This window comes from Escherichia sp. WS1368 (assembly GCF_046487485.1).
Taxonomy (GTDB): domain Bacteria; phylum Pseudomonadota; class Gammaproteobacteria; order Enterobacterales; family Enterobacteriaceae; genus Escherichia; species Escherichia coli.
Map to the genome: position 1 here is coordinate 1 of NZ_JBJQJI010000008.1, position 12,410 is coordinate 12,410.

General features: G+C 52.7%; 11 protein-coding genes and 3 pseudogenes. 8 read left to right on the forward strand and 6 right to left on the reverse strand.

The window, feature by feature from the left end; genetic code table 11:
- Both ACJHYD_RS15140 and ACJHYD_RS15145 read left to right on the forward strand, forming a co-directional pair.
- Positions 1 to 232 (forward strand): annotated as a pseudogene (locus tag ACJHYD_RS15140) (ISAs1 family transposase); the annotation flags it as partial.
- An 18-nt stretch (positions 233 to 250) separates the two neighbouring features.
- Positions 251 to 562: pseudogene (locus tag ACJHYD_RS15145) on the forward strand (transposase); the annotation flags it as partial.
- A gap of 94 nt (positions 563 to 656) precedes the next feature.
- Here the strand turns inward: ACJHYD_RS15145 and yafV are convergent.
- Positions 657 to 1,427: a 2-oxoglutaramate amidase gene (yafV, locus tag ACJHYD_RS15150; RefSeq protein WP_000015781.1), complete on the reverse strand. Its 771-nt coding sequence runs from the start codon at positions 1,425 to 1,427 to the stop codon at positions 657 to 659.
- 180 nt (positions 1,428 to 1,607) lie between these two features.
- Here yafV and ivy point away from each other — a divergent pair, with 180 nt between their 5' ends.
- Positions 1,608 to 2,054, forward strand: a complete 447-nt coding sequence (gene ivy, locus ACJHYD_RS15155; RefSeq protein WP_001308392.1) for an Ivy family C-type lysozyme inhibitor — start codon at positions 1,608 to 1,610, stop codon at positions 2,052 to 2,054.
- A 42-nt stretch (positions 2,055 to 2,096) separates the two neighbouring features.
- Here the strand turns inward: ivy and fadE are convergent, their stop codons facing one another.
- Entirely contained in the window at positions 2,097 to 4,541 is a 2,445-nt protein-coding gene (gene fadE, locus ACJHYD_RS15160; protein ID WP_000973092.1) for an acyl-CoA dehydrogenase FadE, read from the reverse strand.
- Positions 4,542 to 4,780: 239 nt separating this feature from the next.
- Between fadE and lpcA the strand changes: the two genes are divergently transcribed.
- The gene (lpcA, locus tag ACJHYD_RS15165; RefSeq protein WP_000284050.1) at positions 4,781 to 5,359 is read left to right on the forward strand and encodes a D-sedoheptulose 7-phosphate isomerase; all 579 of its coding nucleotides are present in this window, start codon (positions 4,781 to 4,783) and stop codon (positions 5,357 to 5,359) included.
- 104 nt (positions 5,360 to 5,463) lie between these two features.
- On the forward strand, positions 5,464 to 6,231 hold the full coding sequence (locus ACJHYD_RS15170) for a class II glutamine amidotransferase (protein WP_000333380.1): 768 nt from the start codon (positions 5,464 to 5,466) through the stop codon (positions 6,229 to 6,231).
- On the opposite strand, the gene dpaA is transcribed toward ACJHYD_RS15170, so the two are convergent.
- Complete coding sequence (gene dpaA, locus ACJHYD_RS15175; protein WP_001225679.1) at positions 6,202 to 6,942, reverse strand: peptidoglycan meso-diaminopimelic acid protein amidase; 741 nt, start codon at positions 6,940 to 6,942, stop codon at positions 6,202 to 6,204. The two genes, ACJHYD_RS15170 and dpaA, sit on opposite strands and share 30 nt — an antisense overlap.
- Before the next feature lie 300 nt (positions 6,943 to 7,242).
- On the opposite strand from dpaA, the gene ACJHYD_RS15180 reads away from it, so the two are divergent.
- Complete coding sequence (locus tag ACJHYD_RS15180; protein WP_019842499.1) at positions 7,243 to 7,992, forward strand: C40 family peptidase; 750 nt, start codon at positions 7,243 to 7,245, stop codon at positions 7,990 to 7,992.
- Positions 7,993 to 8,048: 56 nt separating this feature from the next.
- On the opposite strand, the gene ACJHYD_RS15185 is transcribed toward ACJHYD_RS15180, so the two are convergent.
- The 3 genes and pseudogenes from ACJHYD_RS15185 to ACJHYD_RS15195 form a co-directional block, all read right to left on the reverse strand.
- Complete coding sequence (locus ACJHYD_RS15185) at positions 8,049 to 8,405, reverse strand: type II toxin-antitoxin system HicB family antitoxin (RefSeq protein WP_001030484.1); 357 nt, start codon at positions 8,403 to 8,405, stop codon at positions 8,049 to 8,051.
- Complete coding sequence (locus tag ACJHYD_RS15190) at positions 8,398 to 8,676, reverse strand: type II toxin-antitoxin system HicA family toxin (protein WP_000598760.1); 279 nt, start codon at positions 8,674 to 8,676, stop codon at positions 8,398 to 8,400. The genes ACJHYD_RS15185 and ACJHYD_RS15190 overlap by 8 nt, the downstream gene beginning before the upstream one ends.
- 104 nt (positions 8,677 to 8,780) lie before the next feature.
- Positions 8,781 to 10,499, reverse strand: a pseudogene (locus ACJHYD_RS15195) (flagellar biosynthesis protein FlhA); the annotation flags it as partial.
- Between ACJHYD_RS15195 and lafU the strand changes: the two are divergent.
- Both lafU and dinB read left to right on the forward strand, forming a co-directional pair.
- Complete coding sequence (gene lafU / locus ACJHYD_RS15200; RefSeq protein WP_019842510.1) at positions 10,465 to 11,250, forward strand: putative lateral flagellar export/assembly protein LafU; 786 nt, start codon at positions 10,465 to 10,467, stop codon at positions 11,248 to 11,250. The pseudogene ACJHYD_RS15195 and the gene lafU overlap by 35 nt on opposite strands.
- A 70-nt stretch (positions 11,251 to 11,320) precedes the next feature.
- Positions 11,321 to 12,376 (forward strand): DNA polymerase IV, encoded by a 1,056-nt coding sequence (dinB, locus tag ACJHYD_RS15205; RefSeq protein WP_001550655.1) that lies wholly within the window; start codon positions 11,321 to 11,323, stop codon positions 12,374 to 12,376.
- The last annotated feature ends 34 nt before the right edge of the window (positions 12,377 to 12,410 follow it).

Genomic DNA, 12,410 nt, shown 5'->3' on the forward strand with positions numbered 1-12,410 from the left:
CTGGCACGTGGAGAATAAGCTGCACTGGCGTCTGGACGTGGTAATGAATGAAGACGACTGCAAAATAAGAAGAGGAAACGCAGCAGAATTATTTTCAGGGATACGGCACATCGCTATTAATATTTTGACGAATGATAAGGTATTCAAGGCAGGGTTAAGACGTAAGATGCGAAAAGCAGCCATGGACAGAAACTATCTGGCGTCAGTCCTTGCGGGGAGCGGGCTTTCGTAATCTTTCCCTGGGAAGGAATGGGATGCACGGTACCCGCAGATAAGTCGCAGCTGGCGGGCAAACTGGCCGAATGTTGCCACATTCTTCGTGTACCCGGAGGCGATCCGCAAGGTTATCTACACCACTAACGCAATCGAATCGCTGAATAGCATCATCACACATGCGATAAAGAAACGGAAAGTGTTCCCGACAGATGAGTCGGTGAAAAAAGTGGTGTGGCTGGCTTTCCAGTCAGCGTCGCAAAAATGGACGATGCCACTTCAGGACTGGCGGATAGGGATGAGTCGCTTTATTATCGAGTTCGGTGACCGCCTTGACGGTCACTTCTGAGAAAGGCATTTACACAGAATGATGGACAGGCTCCGGGCTTTCGTAATCTTGCCCTGACCCGTAGTCTTACCCCGCCCCTAAACACAACACCCACTCACCACAACCTAAACTCATCCGCATCCCGCCATGCCGGAAACTTTTCTCTATATTCCCGCAACGCCACCATCGACAGCTCCGCATCAATGCGCGTTGCCTGATGCGCGTCGGCAGTAGCGATAATCTCGCCCTGTGGATTAATCACCCGGCTGTCACCGCGATAATGGCAGCCGTTGCCATCGCTGCCGACGCGATTGCATCCCGCCACATACGCCTGATTCTCAATCGCGCGGGCCGTCAGCAATGCCTGCCAGTGCAGAGAGCGCGGAGCAGGCCAGTTGGCGACGTATAGGGCGAGGTCATAATCGTTGAGATTGCGCGACCACACAGGAAAACGTAAGTCGTAGCACACCAGCGGCAAAATACGCCAGCCGCGCCATTCCACAATCACTCGCGCATTGCCCGCTTTATAATGTAGATGCTCATCTGCCATGCGGAACAGATGACGCTTATCATAAAAATGTACCGTGCCGCCCGGCTCAACCAGCAAAAAGCGGTTAACCGAACCAGACTCCGTTTGTAATGCAACACTGCCTGCAATCAGCGCATTGCACTGCTGCGCTTTGGCTGTCATCCAGTTCACTACGTCATCTTGTGCTAGCGACGAAGCTGCCGCTTCCATGGCAAAGCCGCTGGTAAACATCTCCGGTAGAACGATCACATCGCGTCCGGTAATACCTTCCAGTTGACGATCAAAATGACGCAGGTTGGCAGGACCATCCATCCACACCAGTGGTTGCTGTAAAAGCGTAATCTTCAAACCAGACACGGTGTACAACTCCTTTATGCGAAGGGTTTTATAACTCTAACACCTTATCAGGCAGTTGCCTTAGCGCAGAATAAATTGATAACAAATGCTGATATTGGAAATATCTGATTTGCAAATTATCGTGTTATCGCCAGGCTTTAGGAGGTTAATAACATGGGCAGGATAAGCTCGGGAGGAATGATGTTTAAGGCAATAACGACAGTCGCCGCTCTGGTCATCGCCACCAGTGCAATGGCGCAGGATGATTTAACCATTAGCAGCCTTGCAAAGGGCGAAACCACCAAAGCTGCGTTTAATCAGATGGTGCAAGGGCATAAGCTACCTGCATGGGTGATGAAAGGCGGTACTTATACTCCCGCACAAACCGTAACGTTGGGAGATGAGACGTATCAGGTGATGAGCGCGTGCAAACCGCATGACTGTGGCTCGCAACGTATCGCTGTGATGTGGTCCGAGAAATCTAATCAGATGACGGGGCTGTTCTCGACTATTGATGAGAAAACGTCGCAAGAGAAACTCACCTGGCTGAATGTGAACGATGCGCTTTCGATTGATGGTAAAACGGTGCTGTTCGCGGCGTTGACCGGCAGCCTGGAAAACCATCCGGATGGCTTTAATTTTAAATAATTAGCGGATAAAGAAACGGAGCCTTTCGGCTCCGTTATTCAATTACGCGGCTTCAACTTTCCGCACTTTATCCGGCAACTTTACCGGCTTCGTCGCCAGCTCTTCCGGATCAAAGTCATCAACGTTAATACTGCGCAGACGGCTTTCTTCAGCTTTCACCAGAATAGCGGCTTCATCTTTATCAATCAGCCCCTTCGCCAGCGCGTTATGCGCCAGTTCATCCAGACGGGTAAACGGCAGGTTTTTACCCAGCTCTTTACAGATCCGCTGATGAATTGGGTCGGCGGCAATCACATCCACCAGCGCCTCTTCCAGCAAGCCAACCGGATTATGCTCGCTCGGCGTCAGGTACTGACCGCGACCAATGCGGGAACGGGTGGCGTTCGGCACTTGTAAAATCTTCGCCACTTTATGATCCAGCTTGTCAGACGGTGCCAGATAATGACGTCCGGTCGGGAAGATCACTACATTCAGCAGCCCGGCAACCACGCGGTTCGGGAAGTTTTGCAGTAAATCGTCCATCGCCTGTTCAGCCTTATACAGCGCATCCTGTACGCCCCAGTGCACCAGCGGCAGATCGGCTTCATTACGGCCTTCGTCGTCATAACGCTTCAGAACGGCAGAGGCGAGGTAAAGCTGGCTTAAAATATCCCCCAGGCGGGCCGAGATACGCTCACGACGTTTCAGGCTGCCGCCCAGCACAGCCATCGAGACATCAGAAAGCAGGGCGAGGTTGGCGCTCAGGCGGTTCAGGTGCTGATAGTAGCGTTTAGTGGCATCGCCGGTTGGCGTGCTGCTGGTTAAACCGCGCGTCAGGCCCAGCCAGAAGCTGCGAACTTTGTTACTGCCGACGTGACCGATATGTTTGAACAGCAGTTTATCGAACGCGTTAACGTCATTGTTCTTCGCCGCTTCCATCTCTTCCAGCACGTACGGATGGCAACGAATCGCTCCTTGTCCGAAGATCATCATGCTGCGGGTCAGAATGTTAGCCCCTTCAACGGTGATGGCAATCGGTGCGCCCTGGTAAGCACGCGCCAGGAAGTTGCTTTGCCCGAGCATAATGCCTTTACCGCCGGTAATATCCATCGCATCAATAATCGACTGCTGCCCGCGGTGGGTACAGTGATACTTAACGATAGCCGACAGCACGGCAGGTTTTTCACCGAGCATAATGCCGTAGGTAATCAGCGATGCCGCAGCATCCATCACATAGGCATTACCGGCAATACGCGCCAGCGGCTCTTCAATCCCTTCCATCTTACCAATAGAAATTTTGAACTGACGGCGAATGTGCGCATACGCGCCCGTTGCCAGCGCTACCGATTTCACACCGCCGGTTGAGTTGGAAGGCAGGGTGATGCCGCGGCCTACCGAGAGGCACTCCACCAGCATCCGCCAGCCTTGCCCGGCCATTTTTGGTCCGCCGATAATGTAATCGATCGGTACGAAGACATCTTTACCGCGCGTCGGTCCGTTCTGGAACGGTACGTTCAGCGGGAAATGGCGACGACCAATTTCCACGCCCGGCGTGGTGGTCGGGATCAGCGCACAGGTAATACCTAAATCTTCTGCGCCACCCAGCAGTTTTTCCGGGTCGGAGAGTTTAAACGCCAGGCCAAGCACAGTCGCAATCGGTGCCAGCGTAATGTAACGCTTGTTCCAGGTCAGACGCATGCCCAGCACCTGCTGGCCCTGCCATTCGCCCATGCAGACAATCCCGGTGTCCGGAATCGCGCCCGCATCGGAACCCGCTTCGGGGCTTGTCAGTGCAAAGCAAGGGATCTCCTGACCACGCGCCAGACGCGGCAGATAGTGATTTTTCTGCTCGTCAGTGCCGTAATGTTGCAGCAGCTCGCCCGGGCCTAATGAGTTTGGCACGCCGACGGTAATCGCCAGGATCCCGCTCACGCCGGAGAGTTTTTGCAGCACGCGAGACTGGGCATAAGCCGAGAACTCCAGCCCGCCGTACTCTTTTTTGATAATCATCGCGAAGAAACGATGCTCTTTAAGGTACGCCCACAACTCCGGCGGCAGATCCGCCAGCTCATGGGTGATCTGGAAATCATTCGCCATCCGGCAGGCTTCTTCTACCGGGCCGTCGAGAAACGCTTGCTCTTCGGCGGTCAGGCGCGGCTGCGGATAGTTATGCAGCTTTTTCCAGTCCGGCTTGCCCTGGAACAAGTCGCCCTCCCACCAGGTGGTGCCCGCATCAATCGCTTCTTTCTCAGTGCGCGACATCGGCGGCATCACCTTACGGAAACCGCGAAATACCGGCGCGGAAATCATCGACTTACGCATAGGTGCAAAGTTAAACGGCACGAGGATAATGGCCAGCGGCACCAGTACCCACGCCGACCACAGACCAGCAACGCCGAGGGCGGCTGTCCAGGCGAGCAAAATCAGACTGCTGATAAATAAGCTCACGCGGTGATAGAACAACGCGCCGAGCAGGACAACCGTAGCGAGAATACTCAAAATCATCATAACGAAAAGCCCCTTACTTGTAGGAGGTCTGACCACTTGTGATGATATGGTTGTAGTGGATGTAAAAATATTTAGCAATGTGTTTACAATATAATTACAACAAAGCTCACATTGTTGCTGTTTTTATCCGCACTTCAGGTCAAAAAGTCCTGGTCATAGCACCTGCCCGTACTTCTCGCTTTTGGCGGTATCCGGTACACTGCATTTTGTCTATTACATTTATGCTGAAGGATATCCTCATGTACCAGGATCTTATTCGTAACGAACTGAACGAAGCGGCGGAAACGCTGGCTAACTTTTTAAAAGATGACGCCAATATTCACGCCATTCAGCGCGCGGCGGTCCTGTTAGCAGACAGTTTTAAAGCTGGTGGCAAAGTGCTTTCCTGTGGCAACGGCGGCTCCCATTGCGACGCTATGCACTTTGCCGAAGAGTTGACGGGGCGCTACCGTGAAAACCGTCCGGGCTATCCGGCGATTGCCATTTCTGACGTTAGTCATATTTCCTGCGTCGGTAACGATTTTGGTTTCAACGATATTTTCTCCCGTTACGTTGAAGCGGTAGGTCGCGAAGGCGATGTACTACTGGGGATCTCCACCTCCGGTAACTCTGCAAACGTGATCAAAGCGATCGCGGCGGCGCGTGAGAAGGGGATGAAAGTGATCACCCTGACCGGTAAAGACGGCGGTAAAATGGCTGGCACAGCGGATATCGAAATTCGCGTACCGCACTTTGGTTATGCCGACCGCATTCAGGAGATCCACATTAAAGTGATCCATATCCTGATCCAGTTAATTGAAAAAGAGATGGTTAAGTAAGTCTGGCGTAGGCCGAATAATGCGTTTACGCCGCATCCGACCTGAAAATACTTAAATCAATCTTCGCCGGGGGCCATGCGCTCCCGCTGTTGTGGGGGTTACCTATGTGCGAATTGCTCGGGATGAGCGCCAACGTCCCTACCGATATCTGCTTTAGTTTCACCGGACTTGTACAGCGTGGTGGTGGAACCGGGCCACATAAAGATGGCTGGGGCATTACCTTTTACGAAGGTAAAGGCTGTCGCACATTTAAAGATCCGCAACCCAGCTTTAATTCCCCCATCGCCAAACTTGTCCAGGACTACCCGATAAAATCCTGTTCGGTGGTGGCTCATATTCGCCAGGCGAATCGGGGCGAGGTGGCGCTGGAAAATACTCACCCGTTTACCCGCGAGTTATGGGGGCGTAACTGGACTTATGCCCATAACGGACAACTGACGGGATACAAATCACTGGAAACCGGCAACTTCCGCCCGGTCGGTGAAACCGACAGCGAAAAAGCCTTCTGCTGGCTCCTGCATAAATTAACGCAGCGTTACCCGCGCACACCGGGCAACATGGCGGCAGTGTTTAAATATATCGCCTCACTGGCGGATGAACTGCGGCAGAAGGGCGTTTTCAACATGCTGCTTTCTGACGGGCGCTATGTAATGGCGTATTGCTCGACTAATTTACACTGGATCACCCGCCGCGCGCCGTTTGGCGTGGCAACGTTGCTGGATCAGGATGTGGAAATCGACTTCAGCTCGCAGACCACACCGAATGATGTGGTCACGGTGATTGCGACACAGCCGCTGACGGGCAATGAAACCTGGCAAAAGATTATGCCAGGCGAATGGCGCTTATTTTGCCTCGGGGAGCGTGTAGTTTGATGCCAGCTGTGGTTGCACAACTTCGTGGCTTAACGGCTTGCTGACCACGTAACGGCCATTGACCACAGAAACGGTCGGTGGCTTACGGGTTTGCTCAAAGTAGTCGTAGCCCGGCTTCAGTTGCTCCCAGAAGTCCTTAAAGTTGGAATATTTATGGCGCTTCATATTGGCGTCGGTCATGCGGAACGGGTAAATACTCACTTGCACGCTCGGCTGACCAAAAACCAGCGCACCAGTAACGAACTGGAAGATCTCATCAATACCCTGATTGGTCATCGCGTAGCAGCCGATGGAAACACAATCGCCGTGGATCATCAGATATTTCCCTTCATAACCATGCGCACGGTCATAGGCATTGGGGAATCCAATATTAATCGCTTTGTAGTAACGGCTGTCTGGTTTTAACTGATTACGCTGGACGCTATAAAACCCTTCCGGGCTTTTGAAATCGCCCTGACGCTGTTTTGGCCCTAAGCCGCCGGAATATTTACAGATTTTATAGCTGTCGAGCAGTTGATATTGCTCGCCCATTTTGACGTAGAGATCGAGTGTACGTTCTTCCTTGAAGATCTGGATGTAGACAGGGGATCCCATCAACTGCTGCTTATACTCTTTGCTCACTGGCGTGGTCGAGCTACTGCTGCCCAGCAAACCGGCAAACGAAACGCACGGGATCAACAACATCGCAAGAATTAATGCGATTTTACGCATACTGCTTATTCCTTGATAAAACGGTTACACACGCCAGGACGGCAAAATGGATCCCAAATCGGAATAGTCTGGATTGGGAAGGCTCACATTATCACCAAAAGAGTTTTACGCAAGCCTGTCGGCGCAGGGTTTACAAATTTAGCACAGGGGCAGTTTTCAATAGTCCGAAAAGCGCATGTATCATTTATTTCCTAAGATTATGAAACCTCAATAGTAATATGCAAATAAGCAATTAATAATCCCGTTTACTCCTCTGGTCTTTTAAAATTCTCACCTTCATTCAGCCGGTTTATGTCCTTCATGTCTTCGTTCTTGCTCGGCAGATTTCTGCATCCAGGCGTGTTTTCGTTATGCGTTTTGCTCCCTTTACTCGCCAGCGCCACCACATCACATATCTCTTTCAGCTACGCCGCCCGCCAGCGGATGCAAAACCGTGCGCGTTTATTAAAACAGTACCAAACCCATCTGAAAAAACAGGCCAGCTATATTGTGGAAGGCAATGCCGAAAGCAGAAAGGCGCTGCGCCAGCACAACCGCGAACAGATAAAACAGCATCCAGAATGGTTTCCTGCGCCGCTCAAGGCAAGTGACAGACGCTGGCAGGCGCTGGCGGAGAACAACCATTTCTTAAGCAGCGACCATCTACACAACATCACCGAAGTGGCGATTCACCGCCTGGAGCAGCAGCTTGGCAAGCCTTACGTCTGGGGCGGCACGCGGCCCGATCAAGGCTTCGACTGTAGCGGGTTGGTTTTTTATGCCTACAACAAGATCCTCGAGGCGAAGCTCCCACGCACGGCTAATGAGATGTATCACTATCGCCGGGCAACCATTGTGGCGAATAACGACCTGCGCCGGGGAGATTTGCTGTTTTTTCATATCCACAGCCGCGAGATTGCCGACCATATGGGCGTGTATCTGGGCGATGGACAGTTTATTGAGTCGCCGCGCACCGGGGAAACCATACGGGTAAGTCGGTTAGCTGAACCTTTCTGGCAGGACCATTTTTTAGGCGCGCGCCGGATTTTGACGGAAGAGACGATTTTGTAAATGGGTAATATTGACGAACTGGCAAAAGGTCGGATGCCACGCGGCATCCGACCTGTTTACATCTGGGCTGAAAACTCACGTTCTAAGACATCAACAATGAGCTGGTTTTTTGAAATGGAATGTTGTCTGGCGACGATGGTCAGCCGCGAATCAATGTGATGAGGAACACGAAGCGTCAGGCGTTTTTGCTCTTCTTCTTCACGAAAAGGGGCAATACCGTCCTCTTCACAATCCGCCATCCACTCATCCAGCGCGCTTTCGCCTTCACGATATAATGCCTCAATACTTGTGGCTACAAAGTCACAATAACCGTTTACATTGAGGAACTTGCCGCGAAATGCGTTGATATCGGCTTCAAATGTCACTGCGGCTGGTTGACCTTTAATTGTGATAATGTTCGATGCTTTATTCATAATCTACCCCTACACAGTTAACAAACCACTCCTTAAGACCTGCTACTGCGCCTTTATCCATCACATTCTTTGGATGTGGCTCATGTGTGCTGAATTTGGTCGTTCCAATCTGAAATTTTCGTCTGGAGCCGTTGTTATTTTTTATTGTTCCACCCACAGCTTTAATGAGTGCAACAACATCATCCCATTTAATTCCAGATTTTGGCGGCTCCGTCATTACATCGTCGAATGTTTTTCTATGACGAGAGCCTAGCGCGCTGACCTTAATCATACTATCAATCCATGACGTCATTGTATGGTGTCATCGTAGTCTCTTTGCAGTGTGACGTCAATTAATGGTGTCAGGTGCTGCAAAGCATGGAAAAGATTCCTCAATCAACTCAACGCCCCCATAATCTTCAACTCCAGCTCGTCCGGCACTTCGTTATACGACAGCACATGCAGCCCCGGCGCAAACAACCTTGCATAACGCGCCAGCAAAGGACGCAACTGCGGCGGCACCAGCAGCACCGGGTCTTTCCCCGCCGCTTTCATCTGCTCTTTTACCTGCGGCATCGTACTCTGGAACTGGTTGAGCATATTCGGATCGACCGGCACGCTGTCGAGCATCACTTTCCCGCCCTGTTGCGCCTGATTCACCACGTTGGTGAGCAGATTTTCCAGCTCATTATTCAGCGTATACACCGTCAGCTCCTGCTTGCGAACGAACGGATGGGTAATGCTGCGCCGCAATGCCAGGCGCACATCGGCCGCCAGCAGGATATGATCTTTGGTCACTGTGCTACTGGCGACCAGCACGGTGGCGATGGTGACAATATCGCGCAGGGAAACGCCTTCGGTCAGCAGCGCCCGGTACACTTTCAGCAATTGGCTGTAATTGAGCGCCGCGCTCAAATCTTCCGCCAGGCGCGGTGCCATCGACGACAAACGGTTATGCAACTGCGTGATGTCATCATAGTTAAACAAATCAGGAATATAGCTGCGCACAATCTTGTTCACATGGGTAGCGATCACGCTGGCGCTGTCGATCACCTGATACCCCATATTCAGCGCTTTCGCTTTCTGCGCGGGCTGGATCCAGGTCACCGGCATCCCGTACGCCGGGTCGTTCCCCAGCACGCCGTCAATCTCGCCGTAGGTTTCGCTGGAGGGCAGGGCCATCAGTTTATCCGCCGGAATATCCGCTTCATCGGCCTTAATGCCGTTGATGAATATGGCGTACTGGCTGGGCTTGAGGCGGAAGTTTTCCCGAATACGGATCTCCGGCAGCAGCACGCCGTTGCCGTCGGATATCACTTGCCGCACGCCGCGAATACGCTGGGTGAGTGGGTTACCCTGCGCTTTATCGACCAGCGCCACCAGTTTGTAACCGAGGCTTAAACTGATGGGTTCGATCAGCGGAATAGTCTCCCAACTGACCTGTTGCTCGCTGGTTTCGGTGATGGTGCGGGTCAGCGTTTCGAGGCTTTTCTCCTCCGCCTCCGCCGCCTGCGGGCGTTTGCTCATCCGCCAGCCGGTAAAACCAAGCAGGGCGCTGAACAGCAAAAACGGCAGATGCGGCATCCCCGGCACAACCGCCAGCACAAACATGATCCCGGTGGCGGTGTAGAGCACCGACGGGCTTGCCAGCAACTGGTTACGCACGTCATGGGCAATATCGCCGTTGTCGCTGACGCGGGTGACGATAATCGCCGCCGCGGTGGAAAGCAGCAGGGACGGGATCTGCGCCACCAGGCCGTCGCCGATGGTCATCAGCACATATTGCTGGAAGGCGGCATCGGCGCTCAGGTTGTATTTGAAGATCCCGATACAGACGCCGCCGATCAGGTTGATCGCCAGAATCATCATCCCGGCGATGGCATCCCCGCGCACAAACTTCGATGCCCCGTCCATTGCGCCGTAGAAATCGGCCTCGCTGGCAACATCTTTACGCCGGGTTTGCGCCTGCGCCTGGTTGATCAACCCGGCGTTAAGATCGGCGTCAATCGCCATCTGTTTGCCGGGCATCGCGTCCAGGGTAAAGCGGGCAGAAACCTCGGAAATACGCTCGGCCCCTTTGGTGACGACGATAAAGTTGATTGTCAACAGCGTCAGTAAATCCGAGCGTGAAAGCATTATCGCCGCGCTGCACGGGCAGTCGATTTTCAATGGCGGCGGGTTGTCGCCGTTAAATAAAATCAGCCTGTCTCATCCGCCAAAACCTGCCACCGTGGCGGTGCCGGAAGAGACGGAGAAAAAAGCGCGTGACGTCAATGAGAAAACGGCGCTGCTGAAGAAGAAATCCGCTACTGAGCTTGGCGAGCTGGCGACCAGTATCAACACCATTGCCCGTGATGCACATATGGAAGCGAATCTGGAGATGGAGATTGTTCCCCAGGGACTGCGCGTGCTGATTAAAGATGACCAGAACCGCAATATGTTTGAACGCGGCAGCGCACAGATTATGCCGTTCTTTAAAACTTTGCTGGTGGAGCTCGCGCCAGTGTTCGACTCGCTCGATAACAAAATTATTATTACCGGGCATACCGATGCGATGGCCTACAAAAACAATATCTACAACAACTGGAACCTTTCGGGCGATCGCGCGCTTTCGGCTCGTCGGGTGCTGGAAGAGGCCGGAATGCCGGAAGATAAAGTGATGCAGGTGAGCGCGATGGCGGACCAGATGCTGCTGGACGCGAAAAATCCGCAAAGCGCGGGCAACCGACGCATTGAGATTATGGTGCTGACCAAAAGTGCGTCCGATACGCTGTATCAATACTTTGGTCAGCATGGGGATAAAGTGGTGCAGCCGCTGGTGCAAAAGCTGGATAAGCAGCAGGTGCTTTCGCAGCGAACGCGCTAGATGCTGAATCTTTACGCATTTCTCAAACCCTGAAATCACTGTATACTTTACCAGTGTTGAGAGGTGAGCAATGCGTAAAATCATTCATGTGGATATGGACTGCTTTTTCGCCGCAGTGGAGATGCGCGACAATCCCGCCCTGCGCGATATCCCTATTGCTATTGGCGGCAGCCGCGAACGTCGGGGGGTGATCAGCACCGCCAATTATCCCGCGCGTAAATTTGGCGTACGTAGCGCTATGCCTACTGGGATGGCGCTCAAATTATGCCCACATCTCACCTTGCTTCCGGGGCGCTTTGACGCCTACAAAGAAGCCTCAAATCATATCCGTGAAATCTTCTCGCGCTACACCTCGCGCATTGAACCGTTGTCACTGGATGAGGCCTATCTCGATGTCACCGATAGCGTCCATTGCCACGGTTCTGCGACCCTCATCGCCCAGGAAATCCGCCAGACGATTTTCAGCGAGCTGCAACTGACGGCGTCTGCGGGCGTGGCACCAGTAAAGTTTCTCGCCAAAATCGCCTCCGACATGAATAAACCCAACGGCCAGTTTGTGATTACGCCGGCAGAAGTTCCGACATTTTTACAAACCTTACCGCTGGCAAAAATCCCCGGCGTCGGCAAAGTCTCGGCGGCAAAACTGGAAGCGATGGGGCTGCGGACCTGCGGTGATGTGCAAAAGTGTGATCTGGTGACTCTGCTCAAACGTTTTGGCAAATTTGGCCGCATTTTGTGGGAGCGTAGTCAGGGGATTGACGAGCGCGACGTTAACAGCGAACGGTTGCGAAAATCCGTCGGCGTGGAACGCACGATGGCGGAAGATATTCATCACTGGTCTGAATGTGAAGCGATTATCGAGCGGCTGTACCCGGAACTTGAACGCCGTCTGGCAAAAGTAAAACCTGATTTACTGATTGCTCGCCAGGGGGTGAAATTAAAGTTTGATGATTTTCAGCAAACCACTCAGGAGCACGTCTGGCCGCGGCTGAATAAAGCTGACTTAATTGCCACCGCGCGTAAAACCTGGGATGAACGTCGCGGCGGGCGCGGTGTGCGGCTGGTGGGGCTGCATGTGACGTTGCTTGACCCGCAAATGGAAAGACAACTGGTGCTGGGATTATGATGTATACTATTATGTATATTCTGGTGTGCATTAT